The sequence below is a fragment of the Caldanaerobacter subterraneus genome, assembly GCF_004345675.1.
In the GTDB taxonomy this organism is placed as follows: domain Bacteria; phylum Bacillota; class Thermoanaerobacteria; order Thermoanaerobacterales; family Thermoanaerobacteraceae; genus Thermoanaerobacter; species Thermoanaerobacter subterraneus.
Genome location: NZ_SLWU01000024.1, coordinates 1 through 22891, shown reverse-complemented (window position 1 = coordinate 22891; position 22891 = coordinate 1). Strand labels below are relative to the sequence as shown.

The 22891-nt window shown below is 39.4% G+C and carries 17 protein-coding genes and 2 pseudogenes; 18 read left to right on the top strand and 1 reads right to left on the bottom strand.

The window, feature by feature from the left end:
• The first annotated feature begins 10 nt into the window (after window positions 1–10).
• From EV203_RS10375 to radA, 13 genes and pseudogenes are all read left to right on the top strand, one after another.
• Window positions 11–508: a thioredoxin family protein gene (locus EV203_RS10375; RefSeq protein ID WP_132040472.1), complete on the top strand. Its 498-nt coding sequence runs from the start codon at window positions 11–13 to the stop codon at window positions 506–508.
• A gap of 182 nt (window positions 509–690) precedes the next feature.
• Window positions 691–2865, top strand: coding sequence for an adenosylcobalamin-dependent ribonucleoside-diphosphate reductase (locus EV203_RS10370; RefSeq protein ID WP_132040470.1), 2175 nt, complete (start codon window positions 691–693; stop codon window positions 2863–2865).
• Window positions 2866–3051: 186 nt separating this feature from the next.
• Entirely contained in the window at window positions 3052–4713 is a 1662-nt protein-coding gene (locus EV203_RS10365; protein ID WP_132040468.1) for a GGDEF domain-containing protein, read from the top strand.
• Window positions 4714–4828: 115 nt separating this feature from the next.
• Window positions 4829–6462, top strand: a pseudogene (gene ptsP, locus EV203_RS10360) (phosphoenolpyruvate--protein phosphotransferase); the annotation flags it as partial.
• Window positions 6463–6667: 205 nt separating this feature from the next.
• The gene (fusA, locus tag EV203_RS10355; RefSeq protein WP_132040466.1) at window positions 6668–8716 is read left to right on the top strand and encodes an elongation factor G; all 2049 of its coding nucleotides are present in this window, start codon (window positions 6668–6670) and stop codon (window positions 8714–8716) included.
• Window positions 8717–8796: 80 nt separating this feature from the next.
• Window positions 8797–9981 carry an NAD(P)-dependent malic enzyme gene (locus EV203_RS10350; protein ID WP_132040464.1) on the top strand — a complete coding sequence of 395 codons (1185 nt, stop codon included), beginning with the start codon at window positions 8797–8799 and terminating at the stop codon, window positions 9979–9981.
• Between the two features lie 12 nt (window positions 9982–9993).
• Window positions 9994–10185 carry a hypothetical protein gene (locus EV203_RS10345; protein WP_011026374.1) on the top strand — a complete coding sequence of 64 codons (192 nt, stop codon included), beginning with the start codon at window positions 9994–9996 and terminating at the stop codon, window positions 10183–10185.
• Between the two features lie 169 nt (window positions 10186–10354).
• Window positions 10355–10819 (top strand): CtsR family transcriptional regulator, encoded by a 465-nt coding sequence (locus EV203_RS10340; protein WP_011026373.1) that lies wholly within the window; start codon window positions 10355–10357, stop codon window positions 10817–10819.
• 13 nt (window positions 10820–10832) lie between these two features.
• Window positions 10833–11348, top strand: a complete 516-nt coding sequence (mcsA, locus tag EV203_RS10335) for a protein-arginine kinase activator protein McsA (protein WP_132040462.1) — start codon at window positions 10833–10835, stop codon at window positions 11346–11348.
• Between the two features lie 8 nt (window positions 11349–11356).
• On the top strand, window positions 11357–12370 hold the full coding sequence (locus tag EV203_RS10330) for a protein arginine kinase (protein ID WP_011026371.1): 1014 nt from the start codon (window positions 11357–11359) through the stop codon (window positions 12368–12370).
• A gap of 17 nt (window positions 12371–12387) precedes the next feature.
• Window positions 12388–14838: an ATP-dependent Clp protease ATP-binding subunit gene (locus EV203_RS10325; protein WP_132040460.1), complete on the top strand. Its 2451-nt coding sequence runs from the start codon at window positions 12388–12390 to the stop codon at window positions 14836–14838.
• Window positions 14839–14890: 52 nt separating this feature from the next.
• Window positions 14891–15277: pseudogene (locus EV203_RS10320) on the top strand (Nramp family divalent metal transporter); the annotation flags it as partial.
• 47 nt (window positions 15278–15324) lie between these two features.
• A complete protein-coding gene (gene radA, locus EV203_RS10315) occupies window positions 15325–16671 on the top strand; it encodes a DNA repair protein RadA (protein WP_132040458.1) in 1347 nt (448 codons plus the stop codon).
• A 24-nt stretch (window positions 16672–16695) separates the two neighbouring features.
• Here radA and EV203_RS10310 read toward each other — a convergent pair whose 3' ends face one another.
• Window positions 16696–17091, bottom strand: coding sequence for a nucleoside triphosphate pyrophosphohydrolase family protein (locus EV203_RS10310; RefSeq protein WP_011026368.1), 396 nt, complete (start codon window positions 17089–17091; stop codon window positions 16696–16698).
• Window positions 17092–17358: 267 nt separating this feature from the next.
• On the opposite strand from EV203_RS10310, the gene EV203_RS10305 reads away from it, so the two are divergent.
• The 5 genes from EV203_RS10305 (at window position 17359) to EV203_RS10285 (ending at window position 22794) form a co-directional block, all read left to right on the top strand.
• Complete coding sequence (locus tag EV203_RS10305) at window positions 17359–18462, top strand: PIN/TRAM domain-containing protein (RefSeq protein ID WP_041587212.1); 1104 nt, start codon at window positions 17359–17361, stop codon at window positions 18460–18462.
• Between the two features lie 76 nt (window positions 18463–18538).
• Window positions 18539–19222: a 2-C-methyl-D-erythritol 4-phosphate cytidylyltransferase gene (gene ispD / locus EV203_RS10300; protein ID WP_011026366.1), complete on the top strand. Its 684-nt coding sequence runs from the start codon at window positions 18539–18541 to the stop codon at window positions 19220–19222.
• A gap of 68 nt (window positions 19223–19290) precedes the next feature.
• Window positions 19291–20535: an esterase/lipase family protein gene (locus EV203_RS10295; protein ID WP_011026365.1), complete on the top strand. Its 1245-nt coding sequence runs from the start codon at window positions 19291–19293 to the stop codon at window positions 20533–20535.
• Entirely contained in the window at window positions 20528–21010 is a 483-nt protein-coding gene (ispF, locus tag EV203_RS10290) for a 2-C-methyl-D-erythritol 2,4-cyclodiphosphate synthase (protein ID WP_022588757.1), read from the top strand. The genes EV203_RS10295 and ispF overlap by 8 nt, the downstream gene beginning before the upstream one ends.
• A gap of 62 nt (window positions 21011–21072) precedes the next feature.
• Complete coding sequence (locus EV203_RS10285; protein ID WP_022588756.1) at window positions 21073–22794, top strand: proline--tRNA ligase; 1722 nt, start codon at window positions 21073–21075, stop codon at window positions 22792–22794.
• Window positions 22795–22891 lie beyond the last annotated feature (97 nt).

Here is a 22891-nt window from a genome sequence, read left to right as displayed (position 1 = left end):
GGAAAGCTCTTTGAGCTTAAAAGATTTATTTGAAAAAGGGCTTACTTTTGATGAATTTATAGAGACTTCTGAAGATGATATTACAAGACAGCGTATCAGGGAAAGATATGATAAGACTGTTTTAGAAAAAGATGTGGCGCAGAAGATTGCTTCTTTACCTAAGGTAAATATTTTGGCCTTTGCTGAAACCTGGTGTCCAGATTCTCAAGTGAATGTGCCTATTGTGGCTAAAATTGCGAGTTATAATAAAACTTTTGAACTTAAAATTGTCAAGAGAGAAGGAAATGAAGAGTATATGAAACCTTACTATGTGGAAGGAAAGCCTAGGATACCTACATTTGTGTTTATGGATGAAAATTTTAAAGAATTTGGCCACTGGATTGAAAGGCCTCAAATTGTTAGGGAATTGGAGAAGAAAGAAGTCGCCGATTGGAGGAGAGATTACCTGAAAGGGAAGTATGATGGTGAAATAATTAAAGAAATTATATATATTTTTCTCCGGCGTTAAGCCGGACTTTAAATTTTTTTTCTGGGTTTAATTTAATAAGATTTTAGACGAAATTTAATATAAAAGGGCAAAAAAGAGTTTTTATTTATTGCATTTAGAACTTGCAAAAAACACAATAAAATGTATAATAGAAGACGTCGATATACAAAATATTGTGTTTTACACAAAGGGAGGTAAAATAAATGCTTCCAGCGTGGAACGAACAGAGGGAGAAGGTTTTTTTGGACAGGTATGCCTTAAAAGACAGAGAGGGCAAACCTGTGGAAAAAAAGCCCGAAGAAATGTTTAAAAGAGTCGCAAAAGCTATTGCTACGAATGAGAAAGAGGAAGAGATATTTTATAAGGTGATGAGCGAATGGAAATTTATTCCTGGTGGTAGGATATTGGCTGGGGCGGGGACTGGCAGAGAGGTTACATATTTCAACTGCTTTGTAATACCCGTGGAAGCAAATGACCCTAAGAAGGGGAATGACAGCCGTGCCGCTATAATGGATACAATAGCTAAAATGTTGGAGATTAATTCAAGGGGCGGCGGCGTTGGAATTAACTGGAGCACATTAAGGCCCAGAGGTGCGTATGTGAAAGGGGTAGGGGGAACTTCATCGGGAGCAGTTAGCTGGATGCTAGCAGCCAATGAAGTTGCTACACAAGTTGAGCAGGGTGGAAGTCGTAGGGCAGCTTTGATGTTCATGCTCTGGGATTGGCATCCAGACATAGAAGAGTTTATAAAAGTAAAAAAAGACCTTACAAAGATGCAGCAGGCTAACCTTTCTGTGGCTGTTTCTGACGCTTTTATGGAAGCAGTAGCACAGGACAAGATGTGGAAGCTTGAGTTTCCAGATACTTCACATCCCAATTACGATGCCGAGTGGAAAGGAGACCTCAATGAGTGGAAAGCTAAGGGTTACCCTACTGTAGTATATAAAGAGATTCCTGCAAGAGAGCTCTGGAACAAAATTGTGACTGCTGCGTGGGAGTCTGCAGAACCGGGAGTAGTCTTTTTAGAAAGGTATAATAAATTGAGCAATACTTACTACATCACGAAGATAATTTCTACAAATCCTTGCGGAGAATTAGGCCTTGAACCTTACGGTGTTTGCAATTTAGGGGCTATAAACTTAGTTGCATTTGTAGAAAATGGGAAAATTAATTTTGAGGAATTAGAGGAAACTGTAAAGATCGCGGTGAGATTTTTAGATAATGTGCTTGATTTGGGAGCATATGTGCTTCCGCAAAACAAAGAGATGGCGCAGAAGCTTCGCAGAGTGGGATTGGGCTTGATGGGGCTTGCGGATGCTTTAATTCTTATGAACTTAAGGTATGGAAGTGAGGAATCCCTGAAGGCGACAGAAGAGATTGTGAGGAGAATAAGAGATGCGGCTTATAGGGCTTCTGTAGAATTAGCTAAAGAAAAAGGGCCTTTTCCTGAGTTTGTGGCTGATAAGTATTTGAAAGGCCAGTTTATACAAAGATTGCCAAAGGACATAAGGGATGAAATTGCTAAATACGGCATAAGAAATGCTACTATTCTCACACAAGCTCCTACTGGTACCACTTCCATTCTTGCAGGAGTGAGTTCGGGGATAGAGCCCAATTTTGCGAAGGAGTACGTAAGGAAAGACCGTACAGGTACTCATACAGTAAAGCACTGGTTGGCGGATTATCCTGCTTTTGTAAGCGCTCATGAAGTTACTCCAGAAGAGCACGTAAAAATGCAGGCCGTACTGCAGAAATACATTGATTCAAGCATTTCTAAGACTATAAATCTGCCAAGAACCGCCACGGTTGATGATATAGATAATATATATAGACTAGCTTATGAACTTGGATGTAAAGGGATAACGGTTTACAGAGACGGGTCAAGAGAAGGAGTGCTTGTGACAGATACTAAGCCTCAGGAGAAGACAAAGATAACTGAAAGGCCACCTGTGTTAAAGGGAATTACAAAGAGGATAGAAACTCCTCTAGGAAGAGCGTATGTGACTATAAACTTTATAGACAACAAGCCCTTTGAAGTATTTGTAAATATTGGACGAGCAGGCTCAGATGTGGCGGCCTTTACAGAAGCTATAGCAAGGCTAATTTCTCTTGCGCTAAGGGGAGGGGTAGCAGTAGAAGACATAATAGAGCAGTTAGTAGGAATAGGAGGAGCGACGACCATAGGCTTTGGAGAGAATAGGGTGCTCTCTGTTCCTGATGCTATAGGAAAAGCTCTGAGAAACGGATATGAACAGCAAGGAAATTCTGTTAAAGTGTCAGCTACAAATGTGGATATATGTCCTGTATGCGGCATGGCTACTTTTGTGTACACAGAAGGATGTAAGACCTGCCTTAACTGCGGTTATTCCCAGTGTTAACAATTGGGTCCCCTTGTCAAGAGGGGACCTAAATTTTTTTACACATGTTACACAGTTCGACATATTGCGATGGGTATTTGTGGTACAATTTCCTGTGACAGATGTCGTAAACAATTGTAAGCGTAAGAAGGATTTTTAAAATAAATGTAGAATACTTATATAATTCGGAAAAACGAGGGGATTAGTATGGGAAAGTACAGAGAGTACCTTTTCAATACTGCTCTAATTGCCACAGGTGGGTTGGTTTTTGCATTTGCGCTTTATCACTATGGATTAGGGATAGATTTTAGACTTTTTTTGATACTACTCTTATTTGCTATAATTTTAAACAATCTTGGCATAATGTACACAGATATTAAGCTGTCTTTAAGCCCAAGTGTTGGAATTGCAGCCTTTTTGATTTTTGGTACAGTGGGTGCGGCTACTTTAATGGTGACCTCTGTAATGTTTGATACCATCGTAATGAGAAGGAAGATAAAAAATGGCTTTTTAAATGGAGCGATGTTTGCGCTGTCTTACCTTCCTGCTGGATGGTTATATGAATTCATGGGGGGAAAAATAGGCGAAATTTCTATTGCACAGGTTAAGTACATTTTAGTTTACGTGATTGTGAGCTTTTTGATAAACAATTTTATACTCTATTATGCTCTTAAGGTGCAGGGGAAAATATTGTTCAAAGAGTACTGGAATGAGAGTGTATTTTTAGAACTTGGCACATATGTGTTAATGGTGCCAGCAGCTATGTTGCTTGCATATGTGTATTTTAAACACAGCTTAATGTTCTTTGTATTGTCCCTTACGCCCCTCGTATTTATAGCTTATGTATTCAGAATGGTTAGAGATTTAGTTAAGGCAAATAAAAGGCTGAATGCCATATACGAAATGGTAAAAATGATAAATTCAAAGCTGGAGCTGGACCAGATATTAGATACTATCGTAGAAGTTATATCTCAAGTTGTAGCTGTTTCCGCAGCAGCTATATACCTCACAGATCCTAACGGAATTGCTACTTTAGTCAAAGCTGTTGGCGGTAAAGGGAAAGAAGGGTTTAGAGAGAGCTATTTCAAAGGAGAGGGCTTGATAGGCAAAGTAATATCTTCTAATAAGATAGTTGCCATAAAGAATTTAAAAGAAGATAGAAGCCTAGATAGAGAAAAGATTTTTGCCAATTACGGAAGCTTGATTGCTGCACCGTTAAGAAGTTCTGGAGTACCTATAGGATGCCTTTTGATATTGCATGTTGAAACGAATGCATTTGATGACGATTCAGTAAGAATTATAGAAATCATTGTAGATCAGGCTTCTGTCGCAATAACAAACGCTAAAAAGTATTACGAAGTAACGAGAAAGTCTATAACTGATCCCCTTACAAAAACTTATAACAGGCGCTACTTTAACGACGCTCTTATGGAAAATATAATGAGGGCAGATGAAAACAATGAGCCTGTAAGCCTTATAATGTTTGATTTGGACAATTTTAAGCAGATAAACGACACATACGGGCATTTGATTGGCGATGAGGTGTTAAAAGAAGTGGCAAGGCGCATAAAAAACAATGTGAGGAGCAATGACATTGTAGCGAGATTTGGCGGAGAAGAATTTGCTGTGATTTTGCCAAAGCTTACAGCAGAGCAAGCCTATATGATTGCAGAAAGAATCAGGACAGAGGTTTCTTCCAAGCCTATAAAAACTGAAAAAGGAGACATATACATTACAATAACAGGTGGAGTTGCTGATTACCCGAGTAAAGCTGATTCTGCAGAAAAGCTTGTAAGCCATGCAGATAGAGCTTTATACGCGGGAGGAAAAAGCAAGGGCAGAAATAAAATTGCCATATATGAAGTCTAGAGGCCAGGGAATTTTTTCTTGGCTTTTTTATTTTACCTTTGTGCAAAAGTTTCGCATTGAAGTGAAAACTGTGCTATAATAAACCTTAGAACTAATTTCGGGGAGGTTTTTTCAAATGTTAAAAGGAGTTGCGGCATCGCCTGGAATAGCTATAGGCAAAGCTTTTTTGTATACCAAAGAAAAAGTGACAATAAATGTAGAAAAAATTGAAGAATCGAAAGTGGAAGAGGAAATTGCGAAATTTAGAAAGGCTTTGGAAGTTACACAGGAGGAGATAAAGAAAATCAAGGAAAAGCCTTGGAAAAATTTGGAAAAGAAAAAGCAGAAATTTTTGAAGCCCATTTGATGCTGGCAAGTGACCCCGAACTTATTGAAGGGGTAGAAAACATGATTAAAACAGAACTTGTAACAGCTGATAACGCAGTTAATAAGGTTATAGAGCAAAATGCTTCTGTGATGGAAAGTTTGAATGACGAATATTTGAGAGAGAGAGCTGTTGATTTAAGGGATGTGGGCAATCGCATAATAGAAAATTTATTGGGGGTAAAAAGTGTCAATCTTTCTGACCTTGAAGAAGAGGTTGTGGTCATTGCGAGAGACCTTACTCCTTCAGATACAGCTACTATGAAGAAAGAAATGGTTTTAGGGTTTGCTACAGACGTGGGAGGAAGGACTTCACATACAGCTATAATGGCTCGCTCTTTGGAAATCCCTGCAGTTGTGGGCTTAGGCAATGTGACTTCTCAGGTCAAAGCCGGGGACCTCGTTATAGTAGACGGATTAGAAGGGATTGTAATTGTAAATCCTGATGAAAAGACTGTAGAGGACTACAAAAGCAAAAAAGAGAGCTATGAGAAAAAGGTGGAAGGATTAAAGCAGTTAAAAGATTTGCCTGCAGAAACACCCGATGGAAAGAAAGTCATGTTGGCAGCAAATATAGGGACTCCCAAAGATGTAGCCTCAGCGTTAGCTAATGGAGCAGAGGGAGTAGGGCTTTTTAGGACAGAATTTTTGTACATGGACAGAAATAGCCTCCCTAGTGAAGAAGAGCAATTTGAAGCTTATAAGGAAGTTGTAGAAAAAATGGGAGGGAGGCCTGTCACTATAAGGACACTGGACATAGGAGGAGACAAAGAGCTTCCTTACCTTGATATGCCAAAAGAGATGAATCCTTTTTTGGGATACAGGGCTATAAGGCTTTGTTTGGATAGACCGGATATTTTCAAGACTCAATTAAGGGCTATTTTAAGAGCAAGCGCTTACGGAAATGTACAGATAATGTATCCCATGATTTCGTCTGTAGAGGAAGTGAGAAAAGCGAACTCTATTTTAGAAGAGGTAAAAGCTGAGCTTGATAGAGAAGGAGTAAAATACGATAAGGAGATAAAAGTAGGCATAATGGTAGAAATTCCTTCTGCGGCTGTGACGGCAGATATTCTTGCTAAGGAGGTAGATTTCTTTAGCATAGGGACTAATGACCTGACGCAGTATACGCTTGCGGTAGACAGGATGAACGAACATGTAAAAGAATACTATCAGCCCTTCCATCCGGCTATTTTGCGACTTGTAAAAATGGTGATTGACGCCGCCCATAAAGAAGGGAAGTTTGCCGCTATGTGCGGGGAAATGGCAGGAGACCCTCTTGCGGCTGTCATTCTTTTGGGATTAGGCCTTGATGAATTTTCCATGAGCGCAACTTCCATACCGGAGATTAAGAACATAATAAGAAATGTGGAGTATGAAAAAGCGAAAGAAATTGCAGAAAAAGCCTTAAACATGTCGGAAGCGAGAGAAATAGAAAAAATGATGAAGGACGTGATAAAAGATATTGACTAAGTCTCTGGCTCTGCCAGAGATTTTTTATTAAAAAATTATCAAAAAAATAAAGGAAAATCTCAAAATGTATAGAATAATAAATATTAAAGACTATTTGCTAAAGAACAGGGGGATAATTATGAAGGATTACAAAACTAGCCAAATAAGGAATGTAGGATTAGTTTCCCATGGGGGAGCTGGAAAAACTACACTGGCAGAAGCACTTCTTTTTACCACAAAGGCCATCGATAGAATGGGAAGAGTAGAGAATGGCACAACGGTTTCCGATTACGACCCGGAGGAGATTGCAAGGCAAATTTCTATTTCTACTTCTGTAATTCCCATTGAGTGGAAAGACTGTAAAATTAATATATTAGACATGCCGGGATATTTTGACTTCTACGGGGAAGTGATGAGCGGTTTGAGGGTTTCAGACAGCGTAGTGATACCTGTGTGCGCTGCATCAGGAGTAGAAGTTGGAACAGAAAAAGTTTTTGACCTGGCCAAAAAGAGCAAATTGCCTATCATGTTTTTTGTAAACAAGATGGATAGAGAAAATGCGGATTTTTTCAAGACTCTAGACCAGTTGAGAGAGAAATTTGGGAACAAAGTAATTCCTCTAGCGTTTCCTATAGGGAAAGAGCAAAGCTTTACAGGATATGTTGACGTTATTACTCAGAAGGCATACGTTTACGACGAGAAAGGGGTAAAAGAGGCGGAAATACCTGCTGACTTAATGGATAAAGTGCTGTCTGCCAGAGAAGAATTAATTGAAAGCGTTGCTGAAAACGATGAAACTTTGATGGAAAAGTATTTTAACGGCGAAGAATTCACTTTGGAAGAAATAAAAGAAGGGATTAAAGCTGGTATTAAAATGGGAGATTTGATGCCTGTACTCTGCGGTTTTAGCCTTAAGAACATAGGTGTAGATAATTTGCTCAATGCAATAGTGGAGTTTCTGCCATCGCCTTTGGAGATAGAAAGAGAAGGGGAGAAAGTTAAAGAGGATGGCCCTCTCTCTTTAGTAGTTTTCAAAACAATAGCAGACCCTTATGTGGGCAGGCTTTCAATATTTAAAGTGATTTCTGGGGTTTTGAAGCCAGATACAGTCCTTTTTAATTCTAATAAAAAAGCTCAAGAAAAAATTTCACAGATATTCTTTTTAAGAGGTAAAAAGCAAATACCTGCTTCTCAAATAGTTGCTGGAGATATAGGAGCAGTCTCAAAGCTACAGGTCACTCTCACAGGAGATACTTTGTGCGACCCATCTAATCCTATGGTTCTCCCTTCCATCGAATTTCCCGTCCCTAATCTGGCTTTAGCAATTGAACCGAAGTCTAAGGGAGATGAAGAGAAAATAAGCAATGGGCTTCAGAGATTACAGGAGGAGGACCCCACTTTTAAAGTAGAGAAAAATCTGGAGACAGGGCAAGTGATAGTTTATGGCATGGGTGAACAGCACATTGAAGTGATTTCCAAAAAGCTCATGAGCAAGTTCGGTGTAGAATGCACTCTTTCTGACCCCATTGTTCCATATAGGGAGACTATTAAAGGGAAAGTCAAAGTTGAAGGAAAGCACAAGAAACAGACAGGTGGACACGGTCAGTACGGCCATGTGTGGATAGAGTTTGAGCCTAATCCCAACAGCGAATTTGAATTTGAGGACAAGATTTTTGGCGGAGCGGTTCCCAAGCAGTACATCCCAGCGGTAGAAAAGGGTTTGAGGGAGAGCATGAGAGAAGGAGTGCTGGCTAGATACCCTGTTGTGAATATTAAAGCTACACTGGTGGATGGGTCTTATCATCCAGTAGACTCTTCAGAGTTGGCTTTTAAGATTGCAGCCTCCATTGCGTTTAAAAAAGGTATGGAACAAGCAAATCCAGTGCTTTTAGAGCCCATCATGAGAGTCGAGGTGATAGTGCCTGAAGAATATATGGGAGACATCATAGGGGACCTGAACAAGAGAAGGGGAAGAATACTTGGAATGGAAGCCCATGGAGGAATGGAGATAATTACAGCAGAAGTGCCTTTGGCAGAAATGAATAGGTATGCGACGGATTTGCGGTCTTTGACACAAGCAAGAGGAGATTTTAGAATGAGTTTTGCGCGCTATGAAGAGGCTCCGCCTAACGTTGCTCAGAAAATAATAGAGGAAAGGAAAAAATTAAAAGAAAAAGAAGAAGACTAAGCCTGCTTAAGCAGGCTTCTTTTTTCTTGAGGGAAAATAAGGTATAATATAAGAAAACCCTTTTTATTAAGGAGGATTTTATGGATCTTAAAAAAGAAGCATTAAAACTTCATAGAGAAAATAAAGGGAAAATAGAAGTTGTAAGTAAAGTACCTGTAAAAAATGAGGAAGACCTTTCTTTAGCTTATACTCCTTATGTAGCAGAGCCGTGTAAAGAAATTGAAAAGGATAAAGACCTGGTCTATGAATATACTGTGAAAGGACACATGGTAGCAGTAGTTACAGATGGTTCTGCGGTGCTAGGGCTCGGCAATATTGGACCTTACGCGGCGCTCCCTGTCATGGAAGGGAAAGCAGTTTTGTTTAAGGAATTTGGCGGTATTGATGCTATTCCAATATGCCTTGCGACACAAGATGTAGATGAAATCATAAGAACAGTGCTAAATATCGCTCCTACTTTTGGAGGAATTAACCTTGAGGATATTTCTGCTCCTCGTTGTTTTGAAATAGAGAAAAGACTCGATGAAATGCTGGATATACCTGTATTTCACGACGATCAACATGGGACAGCTATAGTGACTTTCGCAGCTTTAGTAAATGCCTTAAAAATTGTAAAAAAGTCTCTTTATGAAATTGTTGCGGTAGTGAATGGAGCTGGAGCGGCAGGTGTTGCTATTTCTAAATTTTTAGTTAATGCTGGGGTAAAAGATGTAATAGTTTGCGACAGAAGTGGCATCATATATGAAGGAAGAAAAGACCTGGATTCTTCAAAACAAGAGATTGCTAGAATTACCAATAAAAAGAAAATTAAAGGGACATTGAAGGAGGCTTTAGAAGGTGCTGATGTTTTCATAGGAGTATCAGGACCTAATCTCTTGACAAAGGAAATGGTAAAAAAGATGGCTAAAAAACCTATTGTCTTTGCACTGGCTAATCCAGTTCCCGAAATACACCCTGAAGAGGCAAAAGAAGCGGGAGCTTATGTGGTGGGGACGGGCAGGTCTGACTTTCCTAACCAGGTCAATAATGTGCTGGCTTTTCCAGGAGTTTTTAAAGGTGCTTTGAGGGTAAGGGCGACTACTATAAACGAAAGGATGAAACTTGCAGCAGCGTATGCTATAGCTAATACTATCTCAGAAGAGGAACTTTCGAGTGAATACATACTACCGAAGCCTTTTGATAAAAGGGTAGCTGAGAATGTGGCTTATGCTGTTGCAAAAGAAGCAATTAATACAGGTGTTTCTAGAATTACTAAATTTGATTAGAGGTGTTGTGGTATGAAGAAAGGTCAAAAATTTTTTAAAGGCAAACTTTACAAATCCCTTCGCTCAGGTTTTTTTGAAGAAGAAGTCTATGAAGTTTCGAATAAAAAGGCATTTAAGAATAAAAGCAATTTTTCTAACCTCCTAAACCAGGAAGAGGTGCAGGAAACCTTGGATGAAAGGGAAGAAAACTATGAAAATGAATGAAAATTGAAGAAAATTTTAGAATGAAAGAGATATTTTTATTATTCGATGAAAATACTAGCAAAAATGGCTTGTTTTAAGCCAAAAAAGAAATTGACGGGGGAGAGGAAAAGTGAAAAAATATAAGTGAAAGTCAAAGAAAGTCAAAGTAAAATACGCAGGAAATGTGGTGATGGGGATGGCGAGGCTTAGTGACTTGATTGAAAATTTCATTAAAGAGTTGATGGAGGAAGCAGGGAAGCATTATGTGGAAATTCAGAGGAATGAATTGGCAAATGTGTTCAATTGTGCGCCATCTCAAATAAATTATGTACTGGAAACGCGCTTTACTATAGACAAAGGCTACATCATAGAGAGCAAAAGAGGTGGCGGCGGATACATCAAAATCTACAAAGCTTCTGTTTCAAATAACTGGATAAATCAGGTTATAGAAAATGTAGGAGATAGCATTTCTGAGAGCAAAGCCAAGTATTATATTGATGCACTGCTGGACCACAATTTCATAACGGCCAGAGAGGCTAGTTTAATGAAAGCTGTAATGAATGATAAAATTCTTCCTTTTTCGCAGGAAGAGAAGAACGCCTTAAGGGCAATACTTTTAAAGGCCTTTTTAATGGAAGTTGCCCGCCACAAGTAAAGGAGGGATTCTTATGATGTGCGATAAATGCAAGATAAGGCCTGCTACTGTTCACTATACTAAGATAGTAAATGGCGTAAAGACAGAAATGCATCTTTGTGACCAATGTGCTGCTGAAGAGGGAATTTTGAATACAGAAGTCTTCTCCAGCTTTACTCCGTTTTCAGTGCAAAACCTCCTCTCCGGGTTGATGGATTTTCTGCCCGGAATAGAGGATTTTACGAAAAAGCCTTTGAAGTGTAACTACTGCGGAATGACTTACGAGGATTTTAAAAAGATTGGGAGACTCGGATGCAGCGATTGTTACACAGCTTTTGCAGAAGAATTAAATCCTCTTATACGCAGAATACACGGTAGCACTGAACACAGAGGGAAAATTCCTAAAAAAGCCGGCGGTAAGATGAGAGTAAAGAGGCAGATTGAGGAATTAAGGCAGCAGCTTGAAAAAGCCATAAAAGAAGAAGCTTATGAAAAAGCGGCAGAGCTCAGAGATAAAATAAGAGAACTGGAAAAAGAACTAGGAAAGTAGGTGAGAACATGCTACAATATGATAAAGACGTAGTGTTATCCAGTCGAATTAGGTTGGCCCGCAATGTAAAAGATATTCCTTTTCCAACTGTCATGACTGAAGAACAGGGCAAAAAAGTCATTGAGCTCGCCAGGAAGGCAATTCTAGGCAGCAATACTATCCTATCCACCCAATTTACGGAGTATGAGATGAAAAAGTTGACTCCTTTAGACAGGCAGGCATTGGTTGAAAAACACCTTATAAGCCCTGACCTTTCTCAAAATATAAAAACCGGATATGCTCTTATAAAAGACGATAATACTGTGAGCATCATGGTAAATGAAGAAGACCATTTGAGGATACAATGCATTCTGCCGGGTTTGAAGCTTGATGAGAGCTGGGATATGGCTGACAAAATTGATGATTTAATTGAAGAGACGATTGACTATGCTTACGACGAAAAGATAGGATACTTAACTTCATGCCCTACAAATGTCGGCACAGGGATAAGAGCTTCAGTTATGGTACATCTTCCAGCTTTAACAATAACCGGGCAGATAAGCAATATTCTAAATTCTGTTTCTAAAATAGGGATGGCAGTAAGGGGTATATACGGAGAAGGCACTCAAGCTTTAGGAGATATATACCAGATTTCCAATCAGGTAACTTTGGGGCAGAGTGAAAAAGAGATAATAGAAAATATCGAAGGAGTTGCTAAACAGATAATTTCAAGCGAAAGAAGAGCAAGGGAGGAACTTTACAAAAAACAAAGAGTTCAGATAGAGGACAGAGTAGGAAGAGCATTTGGTATCTTGTCTCATGCCAAAGTGATGTCCACCAAAGAGTACATGACTTTGATGTCTGACGTAAGGCTTGGGATTGTTTTGGGAATATTAAGTGTGGACCTTGATAAACTCGACAGACTCACCACTCAAATACAGCCTGCTAATCTCCAGAAGATTTACGGCATGCAACTTAACCCTTATGAGAGGGATGTGAAAAGAGCTGAATATGTGTCCACTCAGTTAAATAAAAAAGAATAATTTCGGGAGGTGTTAATATGGCCATGTTTGGCAGGTTTACAGAAAGGGCTCAAAAGGCTCTTTATCTAGCTCAAGAGGAAGCAAGGTCTTTTTACCATAACTATGTTGGAACAGAGCACATCCTATTAGGTTTACTTAAAGAGGACGAAGGGATTGCAGCAAGAGTTTTAAAAAAATTGGGAGTGACTTATGAGGCTACAAGAGAAAAAGTCCTTTCTTTAATTGGAATGGGGAACATTCCTGGAGATGTAGTAGGCTATACGCCGAGAGCTAAAAGGGTTCTGGAACTTAGCTTGAGTGAAGCCAGGAGATTTAACACAAGCTATGTGGGCACAGAGCACATTTTGCTTGGGCTTTTAAGAGAAGGAGAAGGAGTTGCCGTAAGGATTTTAATGGAGCAGGGAATAGATTTTAACAGAGTGAGAGAAGAGATTGTAAAAATGCTAAGCGAGGAACCAGCAGCTGGGCCTTCTAAAGTTTCAAAAGCTAAAAACACCAATACTCCTACTCTCAATCAGTTTGGAAGAGACTTGACTGACCTTGCAAGAGACGGAAAACTTGACCCTGTGATAGGAAGAGAGAAGGAAATTGAAAGGGTAATACAGATTTTGAGCAGGAGGACAAAAAACAATCCTGTGCTCATAGGAGAGCCGGGAGTTGGTAAAACTGCCATCGTAGAAGGACTGGCTCAAAAAATTGTCGAGGGTGAAGTTCCTGAGATATTAAAGGATAAAAGAGTGGTTACCCTAGATTTAGCTTCACTGGTTGCTGGAACTAAATACAGAGGAGAATTTGAAGATAGATTAAAAACTGTAATAAATGAGGTAATAAAGGCAGGAAATGTTATACTTTTTGTAGATGAGATGCACACATTAATAGGTGCTGGAGCTGCTGAAGGTGCAATAGATGCTTCCAACATCTTAAAGCCTGCTCTGGCAAGAGGAGAAATTCAGGTAATTGGTGCTACCACATTGGATGAATACAGAAAATATGTGGAAAGAGACCCGGCTTTAGAAAGAAGATTCCAACCCATAATGGTAGAAGAGCCTACTGTAGAAGAGACGATTGAAATACTAAAAGGGCTAAGAGACAAATATGAAGCTCACCACAGAGTTAAAATTACTGATGAGGCATTGGAAGCAGCAGCAAAGCTTTCTCACAGGTACATCACAGACAGGTTCCTTCCAGATAAGGCGATTGATTTGATAGATGAAGCTGCCTCTCGAGTGAGATTAAAAACCGTCACTGCTCCTCTTGAGATAAAAGAATTGGAGGACAAGATTAACGACCTCATAAAGGAAAAAGAAGAAGCTATAAGGACTCAGGAATATGAAAAAGCTGCTAAAATAAGGGACGAAGAACAGAAATTGAGAGAACAGCTGGAGGAATTAAAAGCTAAATGGCAGCAGAATTCTCTCTCTGAAGAAAAGAGCGTTGGTCCAGAAGAAATAGCCCAAGTCGTATCCATGTGGACTGGAATACCTGTGAAGAAGCTAGCAGAAGAGGAGTCAGAGAGACTCTTACACTTGGAAGAAATACTGCATGAAAGAGTAATCGGACAGGACGAAGCAGTAGAGGCAGTGGCAAAGGCTATAAGAAGGGCAAGAGTAGGGTTAAAAGATCCAAAAAGGCCGATAGGGTCCTTCATATTCTTAGGACCTACAGGTGTTGGTAAGACGGAGCTCAGTAAGGCTTTAGCAGAAGCTCTGTTTGGCGATGAAAATGCCATGATAAGATTAGATATGTCAGAATACATGGAAAGGCATACAGTTTCAAAACTCATAGGCTCTCCTCCAGGTTATGTGGGCTTTGAAGAAGGAGGACAGCTTACAGAAAAAGTAAGAAGGAGACCTTATTCAGTGATACTCTTGGACGAGATTGAAAAAGCGCATCCAGATGTTTTCAACATTCTCCTCCAGATACTTGAAGACGGAAGGTTGACTGACTCTAAGGGAAGGACTGTAGATTTCAAAAACACAGTTATAATCATGACATCAAATGTCGGTGCAGAACTATTGAAGAAGCAGACTACACTTGGATTTATGCCACAGGAAAAAGAGGACAAGGCTTCTTTTGAGAAGATCAAAGAGACATTGATGGCAGAGCTTAGAAAAACCTTCAGACCAGAGTTTTTAAACAGGGTAGACGAAATAATTGTCTTCCATCCGCTTTCTAAAGAGCACATTGAGAAGATTGCCGACATAATGATAAAGGAATTGAATAAGAGGTTAGAGGAAAACAACATTAAGCTAGAGTTTACTCCGGAAGCTAAAGAAGAAATCATCAAACAAGGTTACGACCCCAACTACGGCGCAAGACCTTTGAGACGGGTTATACAGAGGATTGTAGAAAATCAGCTGTCTGAATTGATGCTTCAGGGAGAAGTCAAACCAGGTGATGAGCTCATCGTCACAGCTGAAGATGGAAAGATAAAGTTTGTCAAAAAGGATGTGGTTCAAAAGGCTTAGCCGACTGGCTAGGCCTTTTTTATTTTTTTGCACAAGGACAAATAAAAGCACCTTCTCAAGCTGGGCTTTTGGAATTGCTCTTTTGGCGTCAGGTTTTTCTTCCTCTGCAGTAGGGACTATGGCAGGACAGACGATAATGAAGGGATTTGTAGGTCTTAATATTCCGCTTAATGTAAGAAGGCTTGTCGCAATGGTTCCAGCTATTACAATAATTGCTCTGGGAATTGATCCGTTGAAAAGTTTGATAGTGAGTCAGGTGGTATTAAGTTTTGAACTGCCTATGGCTATCATCCCTCTCCTTCTTATTACCTCTAATAAAAAATTTATGAAGGAATTTGCTGATACGCCTTTGGAGAGGATTATGGGAGTGTTAGTGGCCTCTTTTGTGATGATATTGAACGGGTTATTTCTTTATTTCACTTTAAAGGGAGAAGTTTAAGTGGTATAATTTAGACAAGCAAAGCATTTTTGAAAGATGGTGGAGAGATGAAGAAGTCGACCACAAAATTTGTATGCAGAGAATGCGGATTTGAGAGCAGTAAATGGCTGGGCAGATGCCCTAATTGCGACAGCTGGAATTCTTTTGATGAAGAGATAGTAGGGGATTTCAAAGAAAAAAAGGTTAAAAGCAGGAATAGCAAAAACTTATACTTGTTAAGAGAGGTTGTATCTTCTGAAGAAGAGAGGATAAAGACAGGTATTGAAGAATTTGACAGAGTACTAGGGGGCGGCATTGTAAGAGGTTCCTTGGTGCTCATAGGAGGAGACCCAGGGATAGGGAAGTCAACGCTTTTGCTTCAGGTAGCTGGAAATGTTTCAGAAAAGTTTACGGTGTTATATGTATCTGGTGAGGAATCCCCCCAGCAAATCAAGCTGAGGGCTGATAGAATTTTAAAAGAGAGGCAGGATTTATACCTTTTGTGTGAGACGAATATAGATGTGATAGAGGAAAAAATTGAAGAGATACGCCCGGATTTTGTGATAGTAGATTCTATTCAGACCATGTACACAGATGAAAGTGAGACAATACCTGGCAGCATTTCTCAGGTGAGATACGCTTCTCAAAAGCTTATGGCTATTGCGAAAGAAAAAAATATAAGCGTTTTTTTGATAGGGCATGTCACAAAGGAAGGAGCTATAGCAGGGCCCAAGGTTCTTGAACACATGGTGGACACGGTTCTCTATTTGGAGGGCGATGCCAGCCATTCTTTTAGAGTGTTAAGGGCTGTTAAAAATAGGTTTGGAGCAACTCACGAAATAGGAGTTTTTGAGATGCAAGATAAAGGGCTTGAGGAAATCCGCAATCCCTCTGAATTTATACTGATGAGCAGGCCTAAAGGGGTTGCCGGTACAGCGATTGTGTCTTCTCTCCAGGGGACGCGCCCTATTTTGATGGAAGTTCAGGCGCTTTTGAGCTACACATCTTTTGGTATGCCGAGGAGAATGGCGACAGGTTTTGATTACAACAGGTTTATTCTGCTTCTTGCGGTAATGGAAAAAAGATTGGGGCTTAATTTTTCAAATTTTGATGCGTATGTAAATGTGACAGGGGGGATAAAAATTCAGGAGCCGGCAGCCGATTTGGGCGTAATAGCTGCTTCTTTGTCAGGATATTATAACATCCCTTTGCCAGAGGATGTTTGTTTCGTCGGAGAAGTAGGTTTAGCTGGAGAAGTAAGGGGTGTTGGCAATATTGACAAGAGAATCAACGAAGCTAAAAAAATGGGGTTTTCTAAGGTTTTTATACCTCATATGAAAGCCAAAGAAGAAGGGATTGAGGTAATAAAGGTCAAAGATATAAAAGAGGTAATGGAATTTGTAAGAGGGTTGTAAAAAAAGCGCCTTAAAAGGCGCTTCTTATAACATGTTAAAAATTCCTAGAGTATTTAGCTCTTTGTGCTTTTTAAGGAGTATGTCGTAAAAATTAAGGCCTAATACATTGCATAAAGCGATTATGTAGAAGATGTTATTGCCTATTTCAGCTTCCAGCACTTCTTTGCAATTTTCACAGAGCTGACCTTCTACATGGGTTTTAAAATATTTGCGGGCATCCTCTAAAGTGGCATCAGGAGGAGTTTCCTGCTTACTGGCATTTATTCTTATGCAACCGCATTCGGTCACCGACTTCGCTACTGCTCTGTTTATACGGGCACTGCTTTCTTGAATTTTAGTGAGAATGTCTATTATGCTTCTGTGGCGCAAAAGATATTCATCTACTGTGTTTTGGAGGTCGTCTACAATAATGTCTTTCATTTTGGTCCACTCCCGTTCTTTTTAGGTTTTCTTGATTTTATTATAGACTCAAAGATGATGCATGTCAATATTTAGAATGGCATTTCATAGTATTAATTGCAATTTTAATCATTTGTATCTTAACACATAAATTGACAATTGCTCCACATAAGTAGTATACTGAAGGTAAGCCCTTCATTATTCATGTAAAAATTTTGGCAAATTTTCTTCCAATTTGCTTATAATATTTAAAAAAATAGCCAATAATATAGGATAGGAGGTGAGATGGTGTTTTATAAAATTGCAAGAGGAGTTATAGGTATATTAGGATTAGCGTTGGGCTTTGAATTGGTAAAATTTCTATTGAGTTTAAGCGTATTTCAAAGTTTTGTACCAAGTAAATTGCCTTACCTGACTACCACGATAATTTATGGGGCAGGAACTCTTATAGTCGGAATTATATTTTATATAGTGTCACCTGTTTTCATAAAGTGGGCAAGAGACTTTGAGCAGTGGCTGGAAGCGAAATTGCAGAATATGCCGATTGACGAGATTTTGATAGGGGCTTTTGGCTTGATAATAGGCCTTATCGTGGCGAATTTGCTGAGTGCTCCCTTGTATCCGATTTTCATAGTTGGGAAAATAGTTCCTATACTGCTGAATTTATTTCTTGGTTACCTGGGGATAAGGATTTCTCTCAAGAAAAAAGAAGAGCTTTTGAATATTTTTTCTTTCATGAAAAAATTGGGGTCTCAGAAGGGCAATAAAAATGAATACGGTGGAATACCCAAAATTTTGGATACTAGCGTCATTATTGATGGGAGGATATTTGATATATGCAAGACTGGGTTCATTGAAGGGCCGCTCATCATACCGTCTTTTGTACTAGAAGAGTTGAGGCACATCGCTGACTCTTCTGATACTTTAAAAAGAAACAGAGGAAGAAGGGGATTGGATGTACTAAATAGGATACAGAATGAGCTTAACATAAAAGTGGAGATAGTGGATAAGCATATAGATGCTACAGAAGTGGATACAAAGCTTTTGAAACTAGCTCAGATGCTGAAGGGCAAGATAATCACAAATGACTATAATTTAAACAAAGTGGCAGAATTTCACAGAGTACCTGTCCTCAACATAAATGAGCTTTCCAATGCAGTAAAACCCATTGTGCTGCCGGGAGAAGAAATGGTGGTGCAGATAATAAAAGATGGCAAAGAAGCAGGGCAGGGAGTGGGTTATCTAGATGACGGAACCATGATTGTGGTGGACGGAGGGAAAAAATTTATTGGAAGCACTATTGAGGTGCTTGTGACAAGCGTTTTGCAGACTGCTGCAGGAAGAATGATATTTGCAAAGCCAAAGCAGGCAGAACAGGAAAAAGCGATTTGACACAGGGTTTCCTGTGTTTTTTTGTTTAGAAAATGGTATAATTGGTTTGTAGAATATTTTATAAGAGGGATAGTAAATGAATGTGAGCGCTGTAATAGTAGCCGCTGGAAGAAGCACTAGAATGAATAAAAGTTTGAATAAAGTTTATCTTTCAATTGCAGGTAAACCAGTGCTTTATTACTCTATTAAGGCATTTGATGAAATTGAATGGATTAAAGAAATAATTGTGGTCACTTCTCCAGAAGAGACGGAGTATTGTCAGGAGAACGTCTTGGAGAAATTTTATTGGAATAAGCCTTTTAAAATTGTAAAGGGGGGTGAAGAAAGGCAGTATTCTGTTTACAACGGAATTTCTGTGGTAGATAAAGATTGTGAAATTGTCGCTATACACGACGGAGCAAGGCCTTTGGTGACTAAAGAGATTATAATGGAAGCTATAAAAGCAGCTTATCTTTACAAGGCTGCAGCTGTTGGAGTTCCTGTGAAAGACACCATAAAAGTGGCAGATGAAGATAATTTCATTTTAGATACTCCTGACAGGAGATACCTGTGGGCTATTCAAACTCCCCAGGTATTTGAAAAAGAATTGATAGTGAAAGCTCACAGGAAAGCTCTTGAAGAGGGCTTTTTGGGTACAGATGACAGCGTTTTGGTGGAAAGGATGGGATTTAAAGTTAAACTAGTGGAAGGGGATTATAAAAATATCAAAATAACTACTCCAGAAGATTTGGTCGTGGCAGAACTTTTTTTGAGAAAATAACCTTTTTTGAGTTTCCTCATATAATTTAGTAGGACTGTTACCTACTAAATTGTATGAGGGTGATATCTATGAATAATCCTGTGGTTTTTTTACACGGAATATTTGGATCTATTTTTACTCCAACGCCTTTAGGAAAGATATGGAGCTTTGGGCCAGCGGCTAACATATATGCACCTTTTATAGAAGATTTGCAAAAGATAGGCTTAGTAGAAAATAAGAACTTATTTGTATGCTACTATGAATGGTGGAGAAAAATACCTGATGCTGTTGATAAGCTTATACTGGCGATTGAGGAGGCAAAGGCAAAGACAGGAAGCAGCAAAGTAGACCTCGTCTGTCACAGCATGGGTGGGCTTTTAGCAAGAAGTTACCTTCAAAGCGATAAGTACCAGTTTGACGTGGATAAGCTGATACTTTTGGGTACGCCTAATCTCGGCGCTGCCAATGCATATTATGGTTGGGAAGGCGGAACAGTACCTCCAGATGATGAGGATTTTGTAAATATGCTCTTTAGAGGATTTTTGTGGATTTTTTCTAAGATTAAAGGAGAAAAAGATGCGGTAACTGTGATAAGAAAATACATCCCATCAATAAAGGATTTGATGCCCTCTAAAGAGTACGGCAGTTATCTTTTCATGTATCCTGTAAGGTATGAGAAGATATTGTTTAAAAATATCGAATACATGAAGGTGATTAACGATTTTTTAAATGACCTCAATGAGAAGGCGGACATATTGTATGAAAGGGTGAGAAGTGTTTATCTTTTTGCTGGAGAAGGCGTTTATACTAATAAATTCATTCAGGTGGAAAAGTCTGAGAGCGAAGTGGTGTGGCCAGATGGAAAGCCTGTCGGGGTTATAAGGGATGACAAAGGGGATGGGACAGTTTTGACAAAAAGCGCCTTGGGGATAAACGGCGAGGAAATTGTGCTGAAATCAAGTCACATAGGAATCTTGAAAGATTCTGTCTCTTATTTGGGGGAGATTTTGGGTATTAGAGAAAAACCTTCCATATCTCTTTTGGAGAAGGCTATTTCATACTTGAGCATTATAACGGATAAGAAGATTGTTGTGCTTGATAGAAGCAAAAAAATAAAAACTTACGATGTGTTTGGAAAGTACAATTGGCATGTGTGCTTTGAGCCGGAAGGAGTTTATAAAATTTCAATAAAGGAGCCTGGGATGTCTGAATTTTATATTGAGACTAATAAAAAAACCGTAGAGAAAAAATTTAAGTCCTCTCGCCTGTCAAGAGGGGCAGAATTTACTTTAGAAGTGGATGAGGAAGGAAACTTTAAAATGAGGGATGGGTAAAATGAGAGTAGGGATAGGATATGATGTCCACAGGTTTGAAGAAGGGAAAAAATTGATGCTCGGAGGGATAGAAATCCCCTTTGAAAAAGGGTTAAAGGGGCATTCTGATGGAGATGTTCTTATTCACGCTTTAATTGATGCGATTTTGGGAGCTGCGGGTTTGGGAGATATTGGAGAACATTTTCCTGATACAGATATGGCCTATAAGGAAGTAGACAGTAAAATACTTTTAAAAAGGGTGTTGGAATTGGTGAGTGAGCACTATGTTGTGAACAACGTGGATTGCATAGTTGTAACCGAAAGGCCCAAGCTTTCTCCTTATAAAGACAGAATAAGGACAAGCCTTGCAGAATTGCTTGGTGTTAGCAAAGAAAGAGTGAATGTCAAAGCAAAGACGGAGGAAGGATTGGGATTTACAGGAAGAGAGGAAGGCATAAAGGCTTATGCTGTAGTATTACTGGAGGAAAGGTATTGACATATAACCTGCCGTAAAATACAATCTACTTAAAAAATCTCGTACATAGGAGGGTAAAGAGAGTGAGACTGTCACAGTTACTAATGCCGACTTTAAGAGAAGTTCCTGCTGATGCTGAAATTCCAAGCCATGTCCTTATGTTAAAAGCAGGACTGATGAGGAAATTAGCAGCTGGAATATATGTGTATCTGCCTTTAGGAAAAAGAGTGCTAAAGAAAGTGGAAGAGATAGTCAGAGAAGAAATGGACAGGGAAGGAAGTCAGGAAGTCTTGATGTCTGCTTTGATTCCTGCAGAGCTTTTTAAGGAAACGGGAAGATGGGATGTGTTTGGACCCGAAATGTTTAAGCTTAAAGACAGAAATGAGAGAGATTTTTGTTTGGGGCCAACTCACGAAGAAGTCTTTACAGACCTTGTAAGAAATGAAGTGAAATCATATAGACAGCTTCCCCTCATACTTTACCAGATTCAAACTAAATTTAGGGACGAGAGGCGCCCGCGCTTTGGAGTGATGAGGAGCAGAGAGTTTATAATGAAGGACGCTTACAGCTTTGATGCTGATTGGGAAGGACTAGACGAATCTTTTAATAAAATGTACAGGGCGTACTGCAGAATATTTGACAGGTGTGGCCTTAAATATCTGGTGGTGGAAGCCGACCCTGGAGCCATGGGAGGAAGAGATTCAAAAGAATTCATGGTGATATCCAGTGTTGGAGAAGCGGTGATAGCTTACTGCGACAGCTGTGGATACGCTGCCAATGAGGAGAAGGCCGAGTGTTTAATAGAAAGTCGGGATGAGGAGATGCTTGAGATTGAAAAAGTTTATACTCCCAATGTGAAGACTATAGAAGAACTGGTAGATTTCTTAAAAATTTCTCCTAGCAAATTTGTAAAAACTCTCATATACAAAGCAAAAGGCAAAGTTGTAGCTGCTTTGGTCAGAGGGGATAGGGATATAAACGAGACAAAGCTTTTGAATGTTTTGGGCATAAGGGAAGAGGAACTGGAATTGGCTGATGGACCTTTAGTGGAAGAAGTCACAGGGGCGAAGGTGGGCTTTGCTGGTCCCTTGGGATTGAAAGGAGAAGTGACTTTAGTTGTAGACAGCGAAATACCACAGTTGAGGAACTTTATCGTGGGAGCCAACGAGACAGATTACCACATAAAAAATGTAAATTATGGCAGAGATTTTAAAGGCGATATCGTAGCAGATATTAAAAGCGTCGTAGAAGGAGATAGGTGCCCAAGGTGTGGTGCTCCTCTTAAAATTGCTAGAGGAATTGAGGTTGGTCATATTTTTAAGCTAGGCACAAAGTACAGCGAGGCCCTAGGAGCTACTTACACAGATGAGGAAGGGAATGAAAAGCCAATTGTAATGGGATGCTACGGCATTGGAATTAACAGAACTGTAGCTGCAATCATAGAACAGCACCACGATGAAAAAGGCATAATATGGCCTATGAGTGTAGCGCCTTATCATGTCATTGTAGTACCTGTGAATGTATCAGATGAAGAGCAAAAACAGATTGCAGAAAAGATATACAATAAGTTGCTTGAAGAGAAGTTAGAGGTTTTGATTGATGACAGGGATGTAAGAGCTGGCGTTAAATTTAATGACGCAGATTTGATAGGAATACCTGTAAGGGTAACTATAGGCAAAAAGGTAAAAGAAGGAATTGTTGAAATAAAATTAAGAGAAAGAGAAGAAGTGGAAGAAGTAAAGGTGGAAGAGGCGGTAAGAAGAGTAAAACAAATTGTAGAGGAGAAGTTGAGAGAGCTCTCATGAGCTCTCAGACTGTTGACAAAATATCGGGAACCCGTTATTATGAGAAGGGTTCCTTGTTTTTTATGAAGCAAAAGAGGAGAGGAGAAGGAAGATGTTA